At 66.3% G+C, this 21,152-nt stretch carries 20 protein-coding genes and 1 pseudogene; 18 read left to right on the top strand and 3 right to left on the bottom strand.

What is annotated here, in order from left to right; genetic code table 11:
* Nucleotides 1-32: 32 nt before the first annotated feature.
* From IPK20_01760 to IPK20_01725, 8 genes are all read left to right on the top strand, one after another.
* On the top strand, nt 33-3,392 hold the full coding sequence (locus tag IPK20_01760) for a LamG domain-containing protein (protein MBK8015540.1): 3,360 nt from the start codon (nt 33-35) through the stop codon (nt 3,390-3,392).
* A 60-nt stretch (nt 3,393-3,452) separates the two neighbouring features.
* Nucleotides 3,453-4,385 carry a pilus assembly protein PilM gene (gene pilM / locus IPK20_01755; protein ID MBK8015539.1) on the top strand — a complete coding sequence of 311 codons (933 nt, stop codon included), beginning with the start codon at nt 3,453-3,455 and terminating at the stop codon, nt 4,383-4,385.
* Between the two features lie 17 nt (nt 4,386-4,402).
* Nucleotides 4,403-4,936, top strand: a complete 534-nt coding sequence (locus IPK20_01750) for a PilN domain-containing protein (protein ID MBK8015538.1) — start codon at nt 4,403-4,405, stop codon at nt 4,934-4,936.
* A gap of 113 nt (nt 4,937-5,049) precedes the next feature.
* Nucleotides 5,050-5,724, top strand: a complete 675-nt coding sequence (locus IPK20_01745; protein ID MBK8015537.1) for a type II secretion system protein M — start codon at nt 5,050-5,052, stop codon at nt 5,722-5,724.
* A complete protein-coding gene (locus tag IPK20_01740; GenBank protein ID MBK8015536.1) occupies nt 5,721-6,122 on the top strand; it encodes a hypothetical protein in 402 nt (133 codons plus the stop codon). The genes IPK20_01745 and IPK20_01740 overlap by 4 nt, the downstream gene beginning before the upstream one ends.
* 76 nt (nt 6,123-6,198) lie before the next feature.
* The gene (gene mshL, locus IPK20_01735) at nt 6,199-8,013 is read left to right on the top strand and encodes a pilus (MSHA type) biogenesis protein MshL (protein ID MBK8015535.1); all 1,815 of its coding nucleotides are present in this window, start codon (nt 6,199-6,201) and stop codon (nt 8,011-8,013) included.
* A gap of 52 nt (nt 8,014-8,065) precedes the next feature.
* Nucleotides 8,066-8,902, top strand: coding sequence for an AAA family ATPase (locus tag IPK20_01730; GenBank protein ID MBK8015534.1), 837 nt, complete (start codon nt 8,066-8,068; stop codon nt 8,900-8,902).
* Nucleotides 8,899-10,053 (top strand): tetratricopeptide repeat protein, encoded by a 1,155-nt coding sequence (locus IPK20_01725; GenBank protein ID MBK8015533.1) that lies wholly within the window; start codon nt 8,899-8,901, stop codon nt 10,051-10,053. Before IPK20_01730 ends, IPK20_01725 begins: the two co-directional genes overlap by 4 nt.
* Before the next feature lie 19 nt (nt 10,054-10,072).
* Here IPK20_01725 and IPK20_01720 read toward each other — a convergent pair whose 3' ends face one another.
* Nucleotides 10,073-10,774, bottom strand: coding sequence for a ComF family protein (locus IPK20_01720; protein MBK8015532.1), 702 nt, complete (start codon nt 10,772-10,774; stop codon nt 10,073-10,075).
* Here IPK20_01720 and IPK20_01715 point away from each other — a divergent pair.
* From IPK20_01715 to IPK20_01690, 6 genes and pseudogenes are all read left to right on the top strand, one after another.
* Nucleotides 10,773-11,720: a methyltransferase domain-containing protein gene (locus IPK20_01715; GenBank protein ID MBK8015531.1), complete on the top strand. Its 948-nt coding sequence runs from the start codon at nt 10,773-10,775 to the stop codon at nt 11,718-11,720. The genes IPK20_01720 and IPK20_01715 overlap by 2 nt on opposite strands.
* Nucleotides 11,721-11,917: 197 nt before the next feature.
* Entirely contained in the window at nt 11,918-12,304 is a 387-nt protein-coding gene (locus IPK20_01710; protein ID MBK8015530.1) for a DUF2244 domain-containing protein, read from the top strand.
* 19 nt (nt 12,305-12,323) lie between these two features.
* Nucleotides 12,324-13,445: a cytochrome c oxidase subunit II gene (coxB, locus tag IPK20_01705; protein ID MBK8015529.1), complete on the top strand. Its 1,122-nt coding sequence runs from the start codon at nt 12,324-12,326 to the stop codon at nt 13,443-13,445.
* A gap of 61 nt (nt 13,446-13,506) precedes the next feature.
* Nucleotides 13,507-15,087 carry a cytochrome c oxidase subunit I gene (gene ctaD / locus IPK20_01700; GenBank protein ID MBK8015528.1) on the top strand — a complete coding sequence of 527 codons (1,581 nt, stop codon included), beginning with the start codon at nt 13,507-13,509 and terminating at the stop codon, nt 15,085-15,087.
* A gap of 129 nt (nt 15,088-15,216) precedes the next feature.
* Nucleotides 15,217-15,795, top strand: coding sequence for a cytochrome c oxidase assembly protein (locus IPK20_01695; protein MBK8015527.1), 579 nt, complete (start codon nt 15,217-15,219; stop codon nt 15,793-15,795).
* 24 nt (nt 15,796-15,819) lie between these two features.
* Nucleotides 15,820-16,667, top strand: a pseudogene (locus IPK20_01690) (cytochrome c oxidase subunit 3).
* Between the two features lie 163 nt (nt 16,668-16,830).
* On the opposite strand, the gene IPK20_01685 reads toward IPK20_01690, so the two are convergent.
* Entirely contained in the window at nt 16,831-17,028 is a 198-nt protein-coding gene (locus tag IPK20_01685; GenBank protein ID MBK8015526.1) for a twin transmembrane helix small protein, read from the bottom strand.
* Between the two features lie 138 nt (nt 17,029-17,166).
* On the opposite strand from IPK20_01685, the gene IPK20_01680 reads away from it, so the two are divergent.
* The 4 genes from IPK20_01680 to IPK20_01665 all read left to right on the top strand — a co-directional run bounded on the left by IPK20_01680 (nt 17,167) and on the right by IPK20_01665 (nt 20,025).
* A complete protein-coding gene (locus IPK20_01680; GenBank protein ID MBK8015525.1) occupies nt 17,167-17,889 on the top strand; it encodes an SURF1 family protein in 723 nt (240 codons plus the stop codon).
* A gap of 1 nt (nt 17,890) precedes the next feature.
* Nucleotides 17,891-18,424: a cytochrome C oxidase subunit I gene (locus tag IPK20_01675; protein ID MBK8015524.1), complete on the top strand. Its 534-nt coding sequence runs from the start codon at nt 17,891-17,893 to the stop codon at nt 18,422-18,424.
* A 105-nt stretch (nt 18,425-18,529) separates the two neighbouring features.
* Nucleotides 18,530-19,423, top strand: coding sequence for a protoheme IX farnesyltransferase (locus IPK20_01670; protein ID MBK8015523.1), 894 nt, complete (start codon nt 18,530-18,532; stop codon nt 19,421-19,423).
* Nucleotides 19,417-20,025 carry an SCO family protein gene (locus IPK20_01665; GenBank protein ID MBK8015522.1) on the top strand — a complete coding sequence of 203 codons (609 nt, stop codon included), beginning with the start codon at nt 19,417-19,419 and terminating at the stop codon, nt 20,023-20,025. The genes IPK20_01670 and IPK20_01665 overlap by 7 nt, the downstream gene beginning before the upstream one ends.
* Before the next feature lie 220 nt (nt 20,026-20,245).
* On the opposite strand, the gene rpoH is transcribed toward IPK20_01665, so the two are convergent.
* Nucleotides 20,246-21,100 (bottom strand): RNA polymerase sigma factor RpoH, encoded by an 855-nt coding sequence (gene rpoH / locus IPK20_01660; GenBank protein MBK8015521.1) that lies wholly within the window; start codon nt 21,098-21,100, stop codon nt 20,246-20,248.
* Between the last annotated feature and the right edge of the window lie 52 nt (nt 21,101-21,152).

Here is a 21,152-nt window from a genome sequence, read left to right as displayed (position 1 = left end):
TTTCCGTCCCGGCCGGAACGGTCGCGGGTGACGTGCTGATCGCCCAGGTCGCGGTGCGCGGCACCGGCAACACCATCACGGCCCCGTCGGGGTGGACCACGCTTCTGGGCGACAGCAAGAACTCGGTCCGGCAGAACATCTACTACCGGGTGGCAGGCTCGTCCGAGCCGGCGAGCTACGCGTTCACGTTCGGGGCGTCCGAGCGCGGCGGCGGGGCTCTCCTGAGCTATCGCGGGGTGGACAACGCGGCACCGGTGAACGTATCGAGCACCAAGAACAATTCGTCGTCTACGACAGTGACCTCGACAGCCGTCACGACGGATATCACGGACGCGACCCTGCTGGCTCTCTATTCGGGCGCGCAGTCCACGTCCTTCACGGCACCCAGCGGGATGACCGAAATCTACGACGTGTCCACCGGCGCCGGTCCGAATGGCATCACGGCATCGGCCTCCTCGCTTGCGCTGACCGTCGTGGGCTCGACGGGAGCCAAGAACGCGACGCTCGCCACGGCAGCGGACAACATCGCGGCCCTGGTGGCGCTGAAGCCCGCGTTCATCGCGCGACTCGAGTACCGCTTCGACGAATGCAGCTACACCGGCGCGGCCGGGGAGATCAAGGATTCGATCGGTTCGTCGCACGGCACGCCGAAGAACAGCGTGAACGGACTGGCCGAGGGAGTGATCGGTTCGGCGCTCGAGCTCCTGAAATACTCGCACTGGGTGAGCACGTCCGCCACGCTGTCCCGCGACTGGACCCTGCTCACCTGGTTCAAGACGCCTTTCGATACGAGCGGTTCCCAGTACCACATCCTGTCCGCCATCGCGGGAGGCGGCGACATGATGTACGTGGACCACAATGCCGGCTATCGCTGGGGTGTGTACACGACCTCGGGGACCACCGACGGCAGCTACAAGTTCGGTGTGCTCTCCGACGGCTGGCATCACGTGGCCCTGGTGGGGCGAGGCAGCAGGACGTCTCTGTACATCGATGGCGCGCTGGTGGATTCGGTCGCCCGCAAGGTGAACGGCGGTACGCTCGCCTACGTCGGGACCTCGTACGACTCGGTCAATACCAGCGGTGCGCAGGGATGGCGCGCTCCGCTGGACGAGTTCGTGGTCGGGGAAGGGGCCGCCACGGCCGACGAGATCGCGCTCGTCTACAAGCTTCAGGCCAACGGCTATGACCTCGACGGGAATCCGCGGAAGGTCACGAGCTGCGGCGCCGCGCAGCTTTCGGTCACGGCCTCGGCCAGTGCCAGCACCTGCACAGGCCACAATGTGACAATCACTGCGCTGGACGGTTCAGGCAGCCGGGCCACCGACTACACCGGCACCGTCGTCCTTTCCACGAGCAGCGGCCGCGGCGGCTGGGCGGCCGGAGCCAGTTCCGGCAGCGTGACGGAAACAGGCACGGCGAACGATGGCGCTGCGACCTACACGTTCAGGGCCGCCGACGCGGGAAGTGCGACGCTCACGCTGTCCAACCAGAGCGCGGACGATCTCACGGTCACCGCGCGCGACAGCACGACGTCGTCCATCACCGGAACCTCCTCCACGGTCTCGTTCCGCGACAACGCTTTCGTCCTGTCGACGACCGACGCCTTGAGCACCACGGCCGTGGCAGGCCGTCCGCACGCCATGACGGCCACGCTCTACCGTCGCGACACCTCGCTGGCCACTCCCAACTGCGCAGTCGCGACGAACTATTCAGGGGCGAAGAGCCTGAAGGCCTGGTACACGGCCAACGCGTCCCACCCTGCGGGTGCGACGGCGCCGGCGATCGACAACGGCACCGCGCTCGGGACGTCCGTGCCGGGATCCGCCAATGTTTCGCTGACATTCACCGCGGGCGTCGCCTCGTTCAACCTCACGACCTCGGACGTCGGCAAGTTCTCGCTCAATCTGCGGGATGACACGCGCAGTTTCGCCAATGCCGTGAACATCGACGGCAGCTCCTCCACGATCACGGTGAGGCCGTTCGCCTTCGCGATCACCGGGATCGCCAGCGGCTCGACGGCGAATCCTGCCGGCACCGCAACGTCCGGCTCAAAGTTTGCCGCTGCGGGCAGCACGTTCTCGGCCACGATCAAGGCCCTGCTATGGCAGTCGGCCGATGACGCGAACAACGATGGGACGGCCGATGCCGGAGCGAACCTCGTCGACAACACCGCTGCGGCACGATTTGCCTGGCCGACGGGACTCGCCGCAAGCAGCGATGCCGCGTACTTCACGCCCGCGAGCGGCACACTGGGGGTGCTGGGCGGGTCGACCGACATCGGCTCGGCGAGCTACAGCGGGGGCAGCGTGACGGTGTCCAATCTCACCTACAGCGAAGTGGGGAGCATCGGGCTCACCGCGTCCGCGACGGGCTATCTGGGCACCAGCGGTGCGGATGTTTCCGGCGTGGCGGTGAACGCATCGACGGGCATCCCAACCCGGGTGGGCCGCTTCTATCCAAGCCAGTTCGCCCTCGTGTCGAGCAGTCTCACGCCCGCCTGTTCGTCCGGAAGCTTCACCTACATGGACCAGCCGGCTTTCGGCCTTGCGTACGTGCTGGAGGCCCGCAGTTCGTCCGGCACAGTGACCACCAACTACCGCAGCGGGTCCTACACCGTGGGCACCGTTACGCTGCACGCCGAGAATGCGGACGCGGGGACCGATCTGGGCAGCCGCATCACCGGACTGCCGTCCGCGAGCTGGACCCTGGGACAGTACTCGATCAGTTCCACCTCGGCGACGTTCAGCCGCGCGGCGTCGGCGGACGGCCCTTACGACAGTCTCGTCCTGGGCGTGTCCGTGACGGATGCGGACGGCGCCAAGGTCGCTTCGGCGGACATGACGGCCTCCGGCACCGGTTCGTGCGGCAGTTCGTGTGTTGCCCGCGCGCTCAATTCCGGCGGGTCGACCAAGGTCCGGTTCGGCCGCCTGAAGATCGGCAGCGCGCTCGGCGCGCCGCAGATCGATCTTCCCGTGCCGCTCACCGCCGAGTACTGGAACGGCAGCGGATTCGTGACGAACCGCGACGACGCCTGCACACGGCTCACCAACACGCAGTTCTCGTTCTCCAACTTCCGCTCGCCCCTGGCCGCGTGCGTCACCTCCGGCAGTCCCACCGGCGCCAACGGCATCGTCTTCTCATCGGGCCGCGCGACCCTCCGTCTGGGCAAGCCGAACGTGCGGGGCTCCGTGGACCTCACCGCGAACCTCGGGAGCTCGGCGTCGGGGAACACCTGCTCGGCCGGTGCCTCCTCGGTGGCCACGGCCTCTTCCAAGCCCTGGTTGCAGGGCAACTGGGGTGCGGCCACGTACGACCGCAATCCCGCCGCGCGGGCTGTGTTCGGCCTCTATACCAACACGCCGGACGTGATTTTCCTAAGGGAAAGCTACTGACCGCCGTAAACGCGGATGTGAGGAGCTTCATGCTCCTGGCTTATTTCATCTGGGTGGGCCGTGCGTCCGACGCGCCGTTCGAAGACCGGAGATTCCCTCTACGCGATCGCCCTCGCCGGCGGCCGGGTCCAGGTTGCGCATGTCATCCGCGACGCGGGACGGCGCCCCCGCGTGGATACGCTGCTGGACGCGCCTTCGGAGGGCTCGTCCACGGAAACGCTGCGGCGGCTGCGCAAGGAGCTCAGGCTCGACCGCGGGCAGGTGTCCGCGCTTCTCGCGCCGGGCGAATACCAGGTTCACGCGGTCGATGCGCCCGACGTGCCGGAAGCAGAAATGCGCACCGCGGTAAGGTGGCGGCTCAAGGACGTCATCGACTATCCGCCCGAGCAGGCCACGGTCGACGTGCTGTCCCTGCCTCAGGCGTCGTCGAGCCACGGGCGGCTGCCGCAAGTGCTCGCGGTGAGCGCGCGCAGCGAAAGGATATCGGGCGTCATCGAACTGTTCGATGCAGCCAGGCTCGACCTCGCCGTCATCGACATTCACGAGACCGCGCAGCGCAACGTCGCCAGTCTCTACGAGGAAGGCGAGCGTGCCGTGGCGCTCGTGTCGTTCACCGAGACCGGCGGACTGTTCACCGTTTCGGCCCGCGGTCAGTTGTACCTGTCCCGCGCGCTCGAGACGGGCACCGAGCTGCTTTCGGGCACCGACGCCGATACCCGTTCCGGCCTGATCGACCGCATGGCGCTGGAACTGCAGCGGTCGCTGGATCACTTCGACCGGCAGTACGGCGGCCTGCAGGTGGCGCGGCTGCTGATTGCGCCCTTCGCCGAGGTCGACGCCTTGCGCCTCGCGCTGGCGGAGAACCTGTACGTGCCCGTGGAGATCCTGGATCTCGCGCGGGCGCTGGAACTCGAATCGTCACCGCTCCTGCGGGATCCCGCGGCCCAGGGCAGGCACCTGAGGCTGCTCGGCGCAGCCCTGCGCGACTTCTGAGTGCACTCTTCACCGCCATGAACGGAAACGTCAATCTCTTCGATCCTGCGCTGCGCAAGCCCAAGGTGCTGCTGCCCTCCGGACAGGTCGCGGCAGGCTGGATTGCCGGCACGGTGTTTCTTCTGGCCTGGTACGGCTGGGAATCCTACGACCTGCATCGCGTCTCGACGGAACAGCGGCAGGTCTCGCGCCGGTCCACGGAGGTCCAGGAACAGGTGAAGCGCCTGTCTTCTGCCCTGGCCGCGCGCAAGCCGTCGCCGGAGATGGTGACTCAGGTCGAGGAGCGCACCCGGAAGCTCGAGTCGCGGCAGGCGGTGGCCGACCGGCTGAACGGTGGCGATTTCGGGGCCGGCGGCGGCCACGCGGCGGTCCTGCGGGCTCTCGCGCGGAGCGTTCCCAGCGGACTGTGGCTGACCGGTGTCACCGTGAACGGAAACGGCACGGACATCCGCATCGAGGGCCGCACGCTCGATCCCGAACTGGTGCCCCGATTTCTCGGCGCGCTGGGGCAGGATCCCTCGCTCAAGGGCCGCGGATTCAACCGGCTGTAATTCCGTCCGCCCGATGCCAGCACGCAAGGCGGCGATGGCAAGGCGGCAGCGCCCAGGCCGTCCTATCTCGAGTTCAGCGTGGCTTCGCGCATCGACGATGCGCCGGCGGTCCGATGAAGGTGCTCTGGGACAAGCTGGCCGCACGGCTGGACCGCCTCGCGAATCGCGAACGGATGCTCGTGTTCGCTGGCGGGCTGGCGCTCATCTTTCTGGTCGTATGGGCCGGTGCCATCGATCCGGTCGCGCGGCAGACGCGCAAGGTCCGGACGGAACTGGCTTCCGCAAGCAGCACGGCCGGAGCGTTCGAGGAGCAGCGCGTGGCCCTGGAGGCCAGGAGCCGGGAGCACCCCGATGATGCGCTGAAGGCCAAAGTGAACGAACTGGACGGGCTCATCGGCACGCTCGAAGCCGACATCGGCGCGCGCAGTTCGTCGCTGGTGGCGCCCGAGCGGATGCCTGCGCTGGTGCGCGATCTCGTCGCGCGTTCGCCCGGAATCGAATTGCGCGCCATGCGCACGCTTCCCGCCGCGCCGTTGCTGGAGCAGGAAAAAGGGGACAAGGATGCTCATGCGAATGCGGGCGAGGCAGGCGGCCTTTTCAAGCACGGGATCGAGCTGACCGTGCAGGGCGCCTATCCGGCGCTCGTCGACTACTGCTCGCGCCTGCAGGCGATGCCGGTGCGCGTGGTATGGAGCCAGACACGGGTGGACGCGTCGGCCTTTCCACGCGTGTCGATGACCCTCACGCTCTTCACTCTCGGCCTGGACCGAACATGGATGACGTTATGAACCGCCGCGCCATGCTGACCACGCTTTGCCCCTTCGTGCTGGCCCTGATGACGCAGGCGGCCCGAGCCCAATCCCTGCCCGATCCCACCCGTCCGCCGGAAGGCGCGGTGGCGGCCGGCGCCGCGGCCGAAAAGGAGGGCCCGCAGCCGCTCGTCCTGCAGTCGGTTCTTGTCGGCGAACGGCGCCGCATCGCGGTCATTGGCGGGACGCTCGTTCCCCTGGGCGGTTCGGTGCGCGGCTACACGCTCACCCGCGTGGGCGAGGACGACGTCACGCTGACAGGCCCCGAGGGCACGCTCCATCTGAAGCTGTACGGACCCGTGGAGCGCCGCGATGTCAAGTTGGCCGACGTTCCGCCGATAAGGCGTACAAAGACAAAGCGTATTCACGGCTCGTGACCCAAATCCCGTCACTCATACCGTCGTCATTCCACCCGTGACCCGACATCCCGTCACCACGACTTTCCGCACCTGCATCACCGGCGTGCTGCTCGCCCTGGCCCTTGCGGCCACGGGCTGCACGGCATTCCAGCCCAGGCAGGGCAAGACGCTCGACCGGATCGACCGCGAACTGGAGCAGGGCATCGCTTCCCGCAAGCCGCCCCGGGAGCCCGATGCCGTCGCGCAGGCCTTGCTGCCCCCGGTGGTCGTGGAAATGCCCAAGATGGATGGCCGTCCCACCGAGCCCAGGTTCGATCTGAACGTGGCCAACGCCCCGGCTTCGCAGGTGCTCATGGCGATGGTGCAGGGCACCCGGTACAGCATGGTGGTGCATCCGGGCATCAAGGAAAGCATCTCCATCGCGCTCAAGGACGTGACGGTGGCCGAAGCCCTTGACACGGTGCGCACCTTGTACGGCTACGACTATCAGATCCAGGGCACGCGCATCCTCGTCCAACCGGCGGAGATCCAGACGCGGGTCTTCCAGGTGAACTATCTGATGACGCAGCGCCGGGGCCGCAGCGACGTCCGCGTGACCTCCGGCGCCATCTCGGACTTCGTCTCGCCTTCGGCCGGCCTGCCCGGCACCGGCCTGCCCGGCATGCCGGGAGGCAGCCCGTCACCCGGCATTCCATCGACGCCCGGCGCGTTGCCCGGCGGGGCAGGGGCCGCGTCGCAAGCGGTCGTCGGCAGCCGTGTCGTCACGACCACGGACAGCGACTTCTGGAAAGAACTCTCGGATGCGCTCAAGACCATCATCGGCAGCGAGAACGGCAGGCAGGTGGTGATCAGCCCGCAATCGGGCGTGATCGTCGTGCGCGCGATGCCGGCCGAGATCCGCTCGGTCGAATCGTACCTGCGCGCCACGCGCCTGGTGCTGGAACGTCAGGTGATGCTGGAGGCGAAGATCATCGAGGTGGAACTGTCGGACGGCTATCAGGCCGGAGTCAACTGGTCGGCATTTGGCGAGCATGCGAGGGTCGCGGGCGGCGTGCTCTCGCCCGGTGTGGCGCTGGGCACCAGCGGCGCGATCTCGTCGTTCACGGCGCGAGCCGCCGACGGCAGCATCAGCGCCAACTCCGCGCTCACCGCCAACCCGGCCAATCCTTCGTCCATCACGGCGGGCGTGGGCGTGCCCGGCACGGTGTTCGGTCTCGCGCTGCAGACGAGCAATTTCGCGGCGCTGCTCTCGTTCCTGCAGACACAGGGCAATCTGCAGGTGCTTTCCAGTCCGCGGATCGCGGCCCTCAACAACCAGAAGGCCGTGCTCAAGGTCGGCAACGACGAATTCTTCGTCACCAACGTGACGACCACGACGCTCACCAATGCGGCCGGGGGCACGACGCAGTCGCCCTCCATCGTCGTGCAGCCCTTCTTCTCCGGCGTGGCCCTGGACGTCACGCCGCAGATCGACGAGAACAACCAGATCATCCTGCACGTGCATCCCTCGGTGTCGAACGTGGTCGAGAAGACCAAGAACATCGACCTGGGCACGTCGGGCAATTTCCGCCTGCCCCTGGCTTCCAGCACCATCAGCGAGACCGACACCATCGTGCGCGCCACCGACGGCAACATCGTCGCCATCGGCGGTCTGATGCGCGAGACCACGCAGCGCACGCGGTCCGGTGTGCCGGGACTCGCCAATGCGCCGCTCATCGGGGGCGCGTTCCGGTCCACATCCACCGCCGCCCGCAAGAGCGAACTGGTGATCCTGTTGAAGCCCACGATCATCCAGGGCGATGCGGTCGCCTCGAACGATCTCACGGATCTGCGCGAGCGCCTCAAGTCCTTCGATGCGGCCGACGGGGTGGGCGGCGAATCCATGTGGCGGGACGGCAAGAGGCGTTGACCGCTTCTCCGTCCTGCACGACTTGCAGGAGTGCAACACCATGACGGACGCGATGTACGGAAGGCACTTCGGACTGCGGGAGGCGCCCTTCGCGATCACTCCCGACACGAGCTTCGTCTACGACTGCCAGGCGCACCAGGAGGCGCTCAACGTGCTGATGGTGGCTCTCGACGCAGGCGAGGGCTTCATCAAGATCACCGGAGACGTCGGTACCGGCAAGACGCTGTTGTGCCGCCGGGTGCTCGCCACGCTGGGCAGCGACTACGTCACCGCCTATCTGCCCAATCCGCTCCTCGAGCCTCGCGGACTGATGGCCGCGCTGGGGACCGAACTGGGACTCGAGCTGACGCCGCGCGACGATCCGCACCATTTGCTGCGCAGCCTCAACGACACGCTCGTCCGGCTGATGGCCCAGGACAAGCGCGTGGTCGTGCTGATCGACGAAGCGCAGGCGATGCCGCTGGCCACCTTGGAGACGCTGCGGCTGCTCTCGAACCTGGAAACCGAGAAGCGCAAGCTGTTGCAGGTGGTGCTGTTCGGACAGCCGGAACTGGACCGCAATCTGGACAAGCCCCAGGTCCGGCAGATCAAGCAGCGCATCACGTTTCACTATTCCATCGACACGCTGGCCCGGCACGAACTGCGCCACTACCTGCGCCACCGCATGAGCGTGGCCGGATACAACGGGCCGCAGATCTTCTCGCCGCTCGCGCTGTGGTTCCTGCACCGTGCCACCGGCGGCGTGCCCCGGCTGGTGAACATCCTCGCGCACAAGGCGTTGCTGCTCGTGTATGCCGAGGGCGAGGATCGCGCGGGGATCCGCCACGTGCTTGCCGCGGCACGCGACACCGCTTCCGCCCGCCACGTCCTGATCCCCTGGCTCGTATGAGCGTCATCAACCGGGTCCTGCGCGACCTCGAAGAGCGCAACGCCACCCCGGCCGAGGCCGGTCCCCAACCCGTGCACGTGCGTGCCGTCGCGCGTTCTGGCCGGAGGCACAGATCGGTCATTGCCATCGCCTCGGTCACGTCGCTGGCCGTGGCCGCCGCGGGCGCGTTCGCCGCGCGTCATTGGCAGACACCGGGACTGCCGGCGCATGCGCCGGCGATCTCCGCTGCTCCGGCAGCGCCGGGCGATTCGCCGATCCCGGCGCCCGTGCAGCCCGGCATCACGGCTGCCGCGCCGGTGCCCAAGCCGATTGCCGCGCCGTTGCCACGGCCGGTCGCTCTCTGGGGCGAGTCCACCGCCGCTCCGGCATCGGTGCGGACGAAGATGCCGCCGCCGGATCGTGCCCCATCGAAAGGTCCTGCGATTCCTTCCCGCGCGTCCGAAGCGCCGGTCCGCTCGGCGGAAGCAACGGATCCGGGCAGATCGACACAATCCCGTCCCCAGACGGCTGCGCCGTCCGCGGATTCCGCCGCAGTTGAGCCCGCCATCCAGAAGACCCAGAAGCCGCCGACGGTGGCGGAGAGAGTGGACACGGCATTCCGGGCCGGCGCGGCGGCCGCCCAGAACGGGCACGTGCGCGAGGCGGAATCCCGTTTCGCGGAAGCGCTTGCCTTGTCACCTTCGCATCTGCCCGCAAGGCAGGCGCTGCTGGGACTCCTGATCGAATCCCGGCGCAACGATGCGGCGGAAGCCCTGGTCCTGGAGGGGCTCGAACAGCATCCGGAAAACGCTGCGTTCGCCATGGTGGCGGCAAGGCTCCAGGTGGATCGCGGCGACTTGAATGCCGCCATCGCGACACTCGAGCGCCACGAAACCGCACCTTCGGCGGGAGGCGACTACCTGTCCTTCCACGCTGCGCTGCTCCAGCGGGCGGGTCGTCACGCCGAAGCCGTGGACAAGTACGGCGATGCGATCGCGATGGGCACGGCGCGCGCGGTCTGGCACATGGGCCGCGCGATCTCGCTGCGCGAACTGGGCCGCACGGCCGATGCGCGTTCCGGGTTCCAGCAGGCGCTCGCCTCGGGCGCGCTGACACCCGAGGTGCGCGAGTACGTCGAGCGGCAGCTCGCGGCGCTCAAGAAATCGGGCTGAGCCCCGGGCCCCCACCCCTTCAACCGTCCCGCAGTGCGCGGGCCACGATCCATCCCCTGACTTCCGCGGCGCCCGCTTCCTTCAGGGCGCGGGCCGCGGCATCCAGCGTCGCGCCGCTCGTCATCACGTCGTCCACCACAGCCACCCGGCAACCGCGCAGATCGGCGCTGGCGCGAAACGCATTCTTCACGTTGCGGCGGCGTTCCTCCAGCGATAATCCGGCCTGCGCGGGCGTGTCCTCGATCCTGTCCAGTCCCGGCCGAAGGCGGCTCGACCAGCGCAGCGGCAGCTGACGGGCGATCTCCCAGGACTGGTTGAATCCGCGGCTCGCCTGACGCGCGTCCGAAAGCGGCATCGCGATCACCGCGTCCGGATCCGGCTCGCCCGGCAGCCGGTCGGCCAGGACCGACGCCAGCGCGCGGGCCACGGCGATGTCTCCCGAGTACTTGAGGGCCCGGACCATGGCGTCGAGCGGATAGCCGAAGACCGCTCCTGCCGTCACGCCGTCGTAATGCGGTGTGGCAGACTGGCAGCGGCCGCAGAGAACGCCGGCAGGGCCCGGCAACGCGCAGCGCGGGCAGCACGACGTGTCCAGCCGGCGAATGTCGCCGCGGCAGCCATCGCACAGTCCGCCGGGCGCGGGGCGCGTCTCGCACGCCATGCAGCGCTCGCCCAGCGAATGGCGGAGCAAGTCCGCGGTTGCGGCAAACAGACGGAACATGAGGTCAGTGGAGCAGCAGATCGGAAGCGGTACCGGCGCAAGCCCCGAAGCGTACGCCATCGATGCGCGCGCGGTGCGTCTTCATCGCGAGCGGGCCGCCGCCCGCTACGGCGAGTTCGCGGCAGTGGCCGATGAAGTGGGCGCCCGGATGTTCGAGCGGCTGGAGATGATCCGCCTGCCGGATGGGCCCGTCCTCGATCTGGGATGCGCCTCCGGCCGGTGGACGCGCGCACTGGGGCAGCGGTATCCCGGCCGCGACGTGTTCGGCCTGGATCCTTCCGCCGGACTTGCCCGCGCGGCGGTGGACGGCATGGCCGAAAGCCGCAAGTGGTGGCAGTCCATGCGCCGTCCCGCGAGCCGGTTCTTCTGTGCGGATTTCGACCGCCTGCCCCTGCGTCCTTCGACCTTCTCCCTGATCTGGTCGAACCTCGCCGCCCACTGGTTCTCGCGCCCCGCGTCGACCTGGCGCGAACTCGGAGCGGCACTGCGCGGGGGCGGCCTGCTGATGTTCTCGTGCGCCGGCCCCGATACCCTCGTGGAACTGCGGCAGGCGTGGCGCACGGCAGGACTGGGCGTGCCGACGGTGCCGTTGGCGGACATGCACGACATCGGCGACGCGCTCGTGCACGCGGGCTTCTCGGCGCCGGTCATGGACATGGAAACGCTCACGCTGCAGTACCGCGACGCGGACCGGTTGTTCGGCGATCTGCGCGGCGTCGGCGCCACCCAGGCAGCCGCCCGACGTTCGCCCGGCATGCTGACGCCGCGTGTCTGGCGCCGGGCTGTCGACGCGCTCCCCCGGGACCCGCAGGGCGGGATCGCGGTGACGCTGGAGGTGGTGTACGGGCACGCCTGGTGGCCGGAGGCCGGGCCTTCCAAGACCCGGGATGGTTTGGATGTCGTGCGCATTCATGGGCTTGGTGCGAAGCAGTCCGGCAGGCGGTGATTCGACGCGGCGGGTCCGTGCATCCTTGCCTCGTCCGAGAATCGCGTGCTAGAGTCCATCGAGATCAGACGCGGCGGTACCGCGCAACGAGCCGGGGGTTGGCGGAGGTGAACATGGTTAGTTCGCATTCGGCGCCCGACTGTTTCCGGCTCGTGTCCAGGCGCAATGAATCGCTCGGCTCCAAAGGCCGTAGACGATTGTTCGCCGGCATCGCGGTCGTCTCGCTCGCCATTGCCTTGGGTTGGTCGCTTCGTGGTGCCTGGGTGGTTCTTCCGTTCGCCATCCTTGAAGTGGCCATCCTGTACGCGGTCTTGCGCGCGATCGATCACGGAGTCCAGGACTTCGAATCGATCACCATAGACGGCGACCGGGTGCTGGTGGAGCGGCGCGAGCACGGGCGCGTCAGCAGGTACGAATTCAATAAATATTGGGCGCAAGTTGTCATAAAGCGCTCGGACAGATGGGGCCGCGTCGATCTGGCGGTCAGGTCCCACGGAAAAGAGGTGGGGTTCGGCCAGTTCCTCACCGACGAAGAGCGCGTCTCCCTGGCGCGCGAATTACTGAAACGACTGAAGCACTACTGAAGACGGAACTGGGGGAAGCATGAGGAAAATGCTGTCTTTCAGCGCGCTCGCTACGCTCGGGATCGCGCAGGCTGCCTATGCGGCTACTTCGAAGTACGGTTTGCAGGATCCCGAATCACCCATCGCGCGCGAGATCTATTCGCTCCACACGCTCATTCTCTGGATATGCATCGCGATTTTCGTGCTGGTGTTCGGCACGATGTTCTTCGCGATCATCAAGCACCGCAAATCCGTAGGCCACAAGGCGGCGCACTTCCACGAGAACACGACCGTGGAGGTCGTCTGGACCATCGTCCCCTTCGTCATCCTGATGGGGATGGCGTATCCGGCGACCAAGACGATCATCTCCATGAAGGACACCTCCAACCCGGACCTCACCATCAAGGCCACGGGTTATCAGTGGAAGTGGGGTTACGAGTACATCAAGGGCGAAGGCAGTCTGGCCGGCGTGAGCGACGGGATCTCGCTCTACTCGAGCCTCGCCACGCCCATGGAGCAGATCTACGACAAGAACGTGCCCAAGAGCGAGAACTACCTGCTCGAAGTGGACACGGAGATGGTCGTTCCGATCAAGAAGAAGGTGCGGATCCTCACCACGGCCAACGATGTCATCCATGCCTTCTGGGTGCCGGCGTTCGGCGTGAAGCAGGATGCCATTCCGGGCTTCATCCGGGACACCTGGTTCACGGTGGACAATCCGGGGGTGTATCGCGGGCAGTGCGCGGAACTGTGCGGCAAGGAGCACGGGTTCATGCCGATCGTCGTGCGCGCGGTGACCGAGGAAGAATTCAAGGACTGGGCCGCCAAGCAGAAGGCTGCCATGCCTCCCGCCGCCCAGGCGGAGGCTCCCGTCCAGGTCGCGGCAGCGGCGCCGGCAGCGGCGAACGATGCCTCCGGTCCGGTCGACGGGAAGAAGGTCTACGAAGGTCTCTGTGCGGCCTGTCACGGCGCGGGGATCGCGGGCGCACCCAAGGTGGGGGACAAAGGCGCGTGGACGGCGCGCATCGCGCAAGGCGATGCGGCGCTGCACGAGCACGCCATCAAGGGGATACGTGCCATGCCGGCCAAGGGCGGCAATCCCGCCCTGTCGGACGCGCAAGTGACCGCAGCCGTCGACCACATGGTCGCGCTGTCCAGGTAACACGCCCCCGACCCCGATTTTCCTTTCCCTGAAGCAACGCTAATCGCGCAGGAGAGCGAGCATGGATGCCGTTCACGGACACGACCACGCACACGACGACCACCATCACCCCAGCGGCATCATGCGCTGGCTGACGACCACCAACCACAAGGACATCGGCACGCTGTACCTGTGGTTCAGCTTCGCGATGTTCATCACCGGCGGCATGCTCGCGCTGGGCATCCGCGCGGAGCTGTTCCAGCCCGGCATGCAGTTGTGGCGCCCGGACTTCTTCAACCAGCTCACGACCATGCACGGCCTCATCATGGTGTTCGGGGCGATCATGCCGGCCTTCGTGGGGTTCGCGAACTGGCAGATCCCCATGATGATCGGCGCGGCGGACATGGCGTTTGCGCGCATGAACAACGTCAGCTTCTGGCTGCTGCCGCCTGCAGCAGCACTGCTGGTGTCGTCCTTCTTCGTGCCGGGCGGTGCTACCGGCGCGGGCTGGACGCTGTATGCGCCGCTGTCGGTCCAGCAGGGCATGGGCATGGACCTCGCGATCTTCGCGGTCCACATCATGGGTGCGTCGTCGATCATGGGGTCGATCAACATCATCACGACGATCCTCAACATGCGCGCGCCGGGCATGACGCTCATGAAGATGCCGCTGTTCGTGTGGACGTGGCTCATCACCGCCTACCTGCTCATCGCCGTGATGCCGGTGCTCGCCGGCGCAGTCACCATGCTGCTCACCGACCGCCACTTCGACACGCACTTCTTCAACGCCGCCGGTGGCGGTGACCCCGTCCTTTACCAGCACGTGTTCTGGTTCTTCGGCCACCCCGAGGTGTACATCATGATCCTGCCGGCGTTCGGCATCGTGTCGCAGGTGATTCCCGCCTTTGCACGCAAGCCGCTCTTCGGTTACGCCTCGATGGTGTACGCGACGGCGTCGATCGCGATCCTGTCGTTCATCGTGTGGGCGCACCACATGTTCGTGGTGGGCATGCCGGCGGCGGGGCAGCTCTTCTTCATGTACGCGACGATGCTGATCGCGGTGCCCACCGGCGTGAAGGTCTTCAACTGGGTCGCGACCATGTGGAAGGGGTCCATGACCTTCGAGACGCCGATGCTGTTCTCGGTGGGCTTCCTGTTCGTGTTCTCCATGGGCGGGTTCACCGGACTGGTGTGCGCGATCACGCCGATCGACATACAGATCCAGGACACCTACTACGTGGTGGCGCACTTCCACTATGTGCTGGTGGCGGGTTCGCTCTTCGCGCTGTTCGCCGGCACCTATTTCTGGCTGCCCAAGTGGACCGGCCACATGTACGACGAGCGTCTGGGCAAGCTGCACTTTTGGCTGTCGATGATCTTCTTCAACATGACGTTCTTCGTGATGCACTTCCTCGGTCTCGCCGGCATGCCGCGGCGGATCCCGGATTACGCCACCCAGTTCGCGGACTTCAACATGATCGCCTCGATCGGCGCGTTCGGCTTCGGCCTCACGCAGCTCATCTTCCTGGCGGTGGTGGTGAAGTGCATCCGCGGAGGCGAAAAGGCGCCGGCCAAGCCGTGGGAGGGCGCCGATACCCTGGAGTGGACGCTGCCGTCGCCGGCGCCGTACCACAGCTTCGAGACGCCGCCCATCGTCAAGTGACCGGCACGATCGTCACTTCGTCATGAGCGGCACGGGCGACGTTCGCGGGGCAGGCAAGGCCAGGACACTGGGCTTGCTGCTCGCGATCGCCGCCGTGTTCTTCGCCGCCATCATCGTGCGACGTCTGCTATGGCCGTGATCCGCGAGAACCGCCGCATGCTGGGCAAGCTCCTGATCGTCGCGTGCGCGATGTTCGGGTTCGGCTTCGCGCTGGTGCCGTTCTACAAGAAGCTGTGCGAAGCAACCGGGCTCAACAATCTGCAGCAGGCAGACGAGGTGGCCAACACGCAGGTGGACCGTTCGCGAACGCTGATCCTGGAGCTGGACGCCAACACGCGCAACGAATTGCCGTGGAAGTTCCGTCCGACCCAGTCGAGCGTTCAGGTGCACCCCGGACAGCTCGTGCAGGTCACGTACGAAGTCCGCAACGAATCCGATCAGCCGGTGAAGGGACAGGCGATCCCCTCGTACGGTCCTCAGCTCGCGGGTCAGTATTTCCGCAAGCTGGACTGTTTCTGTTTCGCCACGCAGGAGTTGAAGCCGCGCGAGGTTCGCCAGATGCCGGTGGTGTTCGTGATCCATCCCGACCTGCCCAGGGACGTCGGCACGATCACGCTTTCTTACACGTTCTTCAGAGTCGAGGGGCCTGCCGGTTCCTCGCCGTCCGGCACGGCGCGGAACGCGACGGGCCAACGCACCGGAACCTGATTCTCAATGGGGGAGTAGAAAACGATGCAAGCCGCGCAACACTATTTCATCCCGAGCCCGTCCCACTGGCCGATCGTCGGCTCCGTCGCGCTTGCCTTCATGGGGTTCGGCGCAGCCTTCCTCATGAACGACATCGCGGCAGGCCCGTGGATGCTGGCCATCGGCCTCGCGATCCTGGCGTGGATGATGGTCGGCTGGTTCGGCACCGTCGCACGCGAGAGCGAGAGCGGCCGTTACGGTCCGCAGGTGGACATCTCGTTCCGCTGGAGCATGAGCTGGTTCATCTTTCCGAGGTCATGTTCTTCGCGGCATTCTTCGGTGCGCTGTTCTACATGCGCGTGCTGTCGGTGCCGGACCTCGCCACCGTGGACACGGGTGGGCTGCTGTGGCCGGACTTCAAGGCGGGCTGGCCCGTCTCGGGCCCCGGCATCGAAGAGACGTTCACGCCGATGGGTGCCTGGGGCATTCCTGCCATCAACACGCTCATCCTGCTCACGTCGGGCGTGACGGTCACCTGGGCTCACTGGGGTCTCAAGAAGAACAATCGCACCCAGCTCAATCTGGGACTCGCCGCCACGGTCGCGCTGGGCATCCTGTTCCTGTGTCTGCAGGTGTACGAGTACGTGCACGCTTTCCACGAACTCAACCTGACGCTGTCGATGGGTGCCTACGGCGCGACCTTCTTCATGCTCACCGGCTTCCACGGGTTCCACGTGACCATCGGCACCATCATGCTCATCGTGATCCTCGGCCGCTGCCTCGCGGGACACTTCAAGGCGGAGAACCACTTCGCGTTCGAGGCCGTGTCCTGGTACTGGCACTTCGTGGACGTCGTCTGGCTGATGCTGTTCATTCTCGTCTACTGGTTGTAAGCCCACGCCGTCACGATGCTGTCTCGCGAAGGCGAGGCAGCATCGTCAGCCCGGACTCTCCCGTCAGCCGGGTCTTTGATCTGCGTCTCGAATTCGAGGTCAGAAAATGAAATCGCCGCACGTGTCACGTGCGGCGAGCCATGGCCGGCGGCAGCGCCGGAATTCAGAGCCGGCCCTTCGGAAACCAGCCGAAGTAGTAGCCGCCCATCAGCAGCAGGAACAATCCCACCGACAGCGCAATGCGCAGAGTGAGTGCCTTCACGGTGCGCTCGGTGCTACCCTTGTCGCGCACGAGATAGAACAGTGCCGAGCCGAGACTGGCCAGGATGAGCACGATCACGGCGATGACGAAGATTCTCATGGCGAAGCACTCCTCCCGTAGGGTTTCGAGTGTAGCGAAACACCGGGCTTCATTGGAAAGCAATTCGATGCATCCGTCGCAGTTCGACGAATCGGACAAGCCGTCCACCGCGTTTGCATTTTCGCGCGAGGCCGGCCGATGAGCGCGCGGCGGCCGCGATGGATCGTGAATCTCGCGACGGTGATCGGCCTCGCGATCACGATGACTGCCTGCTATTGGCAGTACCAGAAGGGTCACCGCAAGGACATGCTCGCCGCGGAGTCGGAAGCAGCGCTGGGCATGGCGCCCGTGCAGGTGGGGAAGGAGCACTCCAGCCCGGACGCTCTGCGCTGGCGGCGTGTCTTCGCCGAGGGGAAATTCCTGCCGCACACGGTGATCCTGCTGGACAACCAGCCCCACGGCGCACAGCCGGGCTACGTGGTCTTCACGGCGCTCCGCCTCGATGGCGGCCGCCACCTGCTGGTCAAGCGCGGCTGGATTCCCGGTTCGCTCGACCGGTCGCAGCTGCCGGAGGTGACCACGCCTGCGGACCGTGTGAAGATCGAAGGCATCGCCTATCCGCCTTCCAGCCGTTTCGTCGAGTATGGTGACGCGGGTTTGAACCAGCGTGTGTGGCAGAACGTCAACGTGGAACGCTTTGCCGCCCGCTTCGGTCTGGATTTCGAGCCGCTCATCCTCCAGCAGGAAGGGGACATGGGCGACGGGTTGCTGCGGGAGTGGCCCAAACCGGCCACCGGTTCGGCAAAGAACTTCGGGTACGCGCTCCAATGGGGCGCGATGGCACTGTCAATCGTCATCTTCTATGGCCTCTCCGTCTACCGCAATCGCAAACAACAAGGCACCCAAGCGGGGTCGCCGTAGCCTGTTCCTGCTGGCGCTGCTCTGCGCTGCTCCGGTCATCGCGTCGTACTTCCTCTATTTCGCGTGGAAGCCCGCCGGCACGCGCAACTATGGCGAGCTGATCGCTCCGGCCGTGGTACCGGAAATCGCCGCGGCGGATCCCTCGCGACCGGATGTCGCAGGCCTGAAAGGCAAGTGGGTTCTCCTGAGCGTGGACGGCGCGGAGTGCGGAGATGCATGCCGCACGAAGCTCTGGCAGATGCGTCAGGTGAGACTCACCCAGGGCAAGGAAATGGATCGGATCGCACGCGCGTGGCTCGTCGACGACGGCGGGGTCCCGGGACAGCCGTTGATGGGCGAATATCAGGGAACCGTGCTTCTGTCTCCCTCCATCGCACCCAGGCTCTCGGAAATGCTCAAGGACCGGTCGCCGCGGGACCACCTGTTCCTCATCGATCCCCTCGGCAATCTCATGATGCGGTTCCCCAAGGACCCGGACATGACCAAGGTGCGAAAGGACCTCGGGCACCTGCTGCAGGTGTCGCGGATCGGTTGAGCGCATCCGCGGTTGCGGGCATGCGAAAGTCCGGGGCGGGAGCGCGGACTGCCCCGGCGCGGTGATACACTCGCGCGCTCATTTGAAGTTGTTCCGGAGATCAGGATGGCGTCCAGTCTGACCTTGCCCACGATCGGCTCACGCCTGCAACAGTTCTACCAGCTCACCAAGCCCAGGGTCGTGTCGCTGATCGTCTTCACCGCGGTCATCGGGATGTTCCTGGCCACGCCGGGATGGGTGCCGCTGCAGCCCCTGCTGGGGGCGACCATCGGCATCGGCCTCGTCGCCGGGGCCGCAGCCGTGATCAACTGCCTGGTGGAACAGAAGCTCGATGCCCTCATGGCGCGCACTCGCGCCCGGCCCCTTCCCATGGGGCAGCTCACCTCCCTGCAGGCGCTGGCATTCGCTTCGGTGATCGGCGGCCTGGGCATGTGGATCCTGTACACCTTCGTCAATCCGCTCACCATGTGGCTCACGGCAGCCACGTTCGTCGGCTACGCCGTGATCTACACGGTCCTGCTCAAGCCGGCCACACCCCAGAACATCGTGATCGGCGGCGCGTCCGGAGCCATGCCGCCGGTGCTCGGCTGGGCCGCCGCCACCGGCCAGGTGACGCACGAGGCGTTGCTCCTGTTCCTCATCATCTTCGTCTGGACGCCCCCGCACTTCTGGTCGCTGGCCCTGTACCGCCGCAACGAATACGCGAAGGCCGGCCTGCCGATGCTGCCCGTGACCCATGGCGAAAAATTCACGCGGCTCAACGTCCTTCTCTACACGGTGGCGCTGGTCGCCGTCACGATGCTCCCCTTCGCGGTGCGCATGAGCGGCTGGGTATACCTGGCCGGCGCCATGATCCTGGGCGGCATCTTTCTGCGGTACGCCTGGCGGATCTACGTCACGTACTCCGATGCCCTGGCGCAGAAGACCTTCCGCTACTCGATCGTCTACCTCACCGCGTTGTTCGCCGTGCTGCTGGTGGACCACTACCTGGGCTGGTGAGCACCGCGCGTCGCAGTTTCGTCCTCGGCACGGCGGGACTGGCCCTCGGGACCTTGCTGGCTGCCTGCGGCCGCAAGGAGGGTCCCCGGTTCCAGTCGACGGACATCACCGGGGCCGAATTCGCCCGGGACTTCACGCTCAAGGATCACAACGGAACCACGCGCACGCTGGCGGACTTCCGGGGCAAGGTGGTCGTGGTCTTCTTCGGTTACACCCATTGCCCCGACGTGTGTCCCACGACCCTCATCAAGCTCAAGGCCGTGATGGGTCTCCTCGGACCTGACGCCGCCAAGGTCCAGATGCTGCTCGTGTCCGTGGACCCCGAGCGTGACACCCCCGAAGTGCTGAAGGTCTACACGACCGGATTCGATCCCACCTTCCTGGGTCTTGCAGGCACCCGCGAAGAACTGGAGCGGACAACCAAGGAATTCCGGGTCATCGCCCAGAAGCAACCCGGGCAGACGCCGGAGACCTACACAGTGGATCACTCCTCGGCGCTGTACGCCTTCGACACGACCGGCAAGGTGCGGCTGTACATCACAGGCAGTGCCACGCCCGAGGCCATGGCAGCCGACCTCAGGTTGCTGGTGGCAGGCGCCTAGGAAAGTTCTGCGTCCGAGGGGCGATGGCTGATGAAGCCGGCTGCACTTCCGGCGTGGCCCCGCGCACCTCAGCCCGTGTCTGCGCCGCATGCGGTCGCGGCCACCGGAGTCCGCCTCGGCATTCGGTCCACCCGTCTGCTGTTCGCAGCGTTCGCAGGCACTGCCGAGCACAAACGAAAACGGCCTTCCGAGGAAGGCCGTTCGTTCGACCGGGGTCCGGTCAGGCGGCTTCTGCCATGGCCAGACGCAGTTTCTTCATTGCCTGCACTTCGATCTGGCGGATGCGCTCCGCCGACACACCGAATTCCTCGGCCAGTTCGTGCAGCGTGGCCGTATCCGTTTCACGCAGCCACCGGGCTTCGATGATTCTGCGGCTGCGTGGATCCAGCGCTGCCAACGCCTGGGCCAGACCTTCGGTGCGCACCCGTTCCGTCTGGGCGTTTTCCAGCAGGCGGCCTGGTTCGTCCTCCGGGTTGGACAGATAGGCGATCGGGCTGAACACCTCCTCGTCGTCGTCTGCCGGCTCCAGCGCCACATCGCCGCCACCCAGCCGGGTTTCCATCTCCACCACTTCCTCGGGTTTCACCCGGAGTTCCTGCGCCATGGCGTCCACTTCGTCCGGCGTGAGGGTGTTCAATCCCGCCTTCATGCTGCGGAGATTGAAGAACAGCTTCCGCTGGGCCTTGGTCGTTGCGATCTTGACGATGCGCCAGTTGCGGAGAATGAACTCGTGGATCTCGGCGCGGATCCAGTGCACGGCAAAGGAGACCAGACGAACGCCGCGTTCCGGGTCGAAGCGCTTGACCGCCTTCATCAGGCCGATGTTTCCTTCCTGGATGAGATCGGCCTGCTGCAATCCGTACCCCATGTATCCCCGCGCGATCGCCACCACCAGCCGCAGATGCGACAGCACCAGCATGCGGGCAGCTTCCAGATCTTCGTCGTTGCGATAGCGCCGGGCGAGATCCGTCTCTTCCTCCTGCGAAAGCAGGGGAAAGCGGCCCACCGACTGGATGTAGCTGTCGATGGTGGCCGGGGACGGAACCGGGGTCGCAAGGGACAGGGCGGTGGACATGGTGGTCATGGGGCTCTTCATCCTCCTGATGGACAGAATGCTAGCACTCTCA

The sequence above is a fragment of the Betaproteobacteria bacterium genome (assembly GCA_016713305.1).
Taxonomy (GTDB): Bacteria; Pseudomonadota; Gammaproteobacteria; order Burkholderiales.
The sequence above is the reverse complement of the archived record's forward strand: the minus strand, read 5'-3'. Positions and strand labels throughout refer to the sequence as shown.

Excerpts from the sequence above, each read along its gene's own strand:
- IPK20_01750 (MBK8015538.1), top strand. The coding sequence starts at position 4,403 with ATGAACGGAAACGTCAATCTCTTCGATCCTGCGCTGCGCAAGCCCAAG.
- coxB (MBK8015529.1), top strand. The coding sequence starts at position 12,324 with ATGAGGAAAATGCTGTCTTTCAGCGCGCTCGCTACGCTCGGGATCGCG.
- IPK20_01720 (MBK8015532.1), bottom strand. The coding sequence starts at position 10,774 with ATGTTCCGTCTGTTTGCCGCAACCGCGGACTTGCTCCGCCATTCGCTG.
- IPK20_01730 (MBK8015534.1), top strand. The coding sequence starts at position 8,066 with ATGTACGGAAGGCACTTCGGACTGCGGGAGGCGCCCTTCGCGATCACT.
- IPK20_01725 (MBK8015533.1), top strand. The coding sequence starts at position 8,899 with ATGAGCGTCATCAACCGGGTCCTGCGCGACCTCGAAGAGCGCAACGCC.
- IPK20_01695 (MBK8015527.1), top strand. The coding sequence starts at position 15,217 with ATGGCCGTGATCCGCGAGAACCGCCGCATGCTGGGCAAGCTCCTGATC.
- IPK20_01670 (MBK8015523.1), top strand. The coding sequence starts at position 18,530 with ATGGCGTCCAGTCTGACCTTGCCCACGATCGGCTCACGCCTGCAACAG.
- IPK20_01680 (MBK8015525.1), top strand. The coding sequence starts at position 17,167 with ATGAGCGCGCGGCGGCCGCGATGGATCGTGAATCTCGCGACGGTGATC.
- IPK20_01685 (MBK8015526.1), bottom strand. The coding sequence starts at position 17,028 with ATGAGAATCTTCGTCATCGCCGTGATCGTGCTCATCCTGGCCAGTCTC.
- rpoH (MBK8015521.1), bottom strand. The coding sequence starts at position 21,100 with ATGTCCACCGCCCTGTCCCTTGCGACCCCGGTTCCGTCCCCGGCCACC.
- ctaD (MBK8015528.1), top strand. The coding sequence starts at position 13,507 with ATGGATGCCGTTCACGGACACGACCACGCACACGACGACCACCATCAC.
- IPK20_01740 (MBK8015536.1), top strand. The coding sequence starts at position 5,721 with ATGAACCGCCGCGCCATGCTGACCACGCTTTGCCCCTTCGTGCTGGCC.
- IPK20_01715 (MBK8015531.1), top strand. The coding sequence starts at position 10,773 with ATGAGGTCAGTGGAGCAGCAGATCGGAAGCGGTACCGGCGCAAGCCCC.
- IPK20_01745 (MBK8015537.1), top strand. The coding sequence starts at position 5,050 with ATGAAGGTGCTCTGGGACAAGCTGGCCGCACGGCTGGACCGCCTCGCG.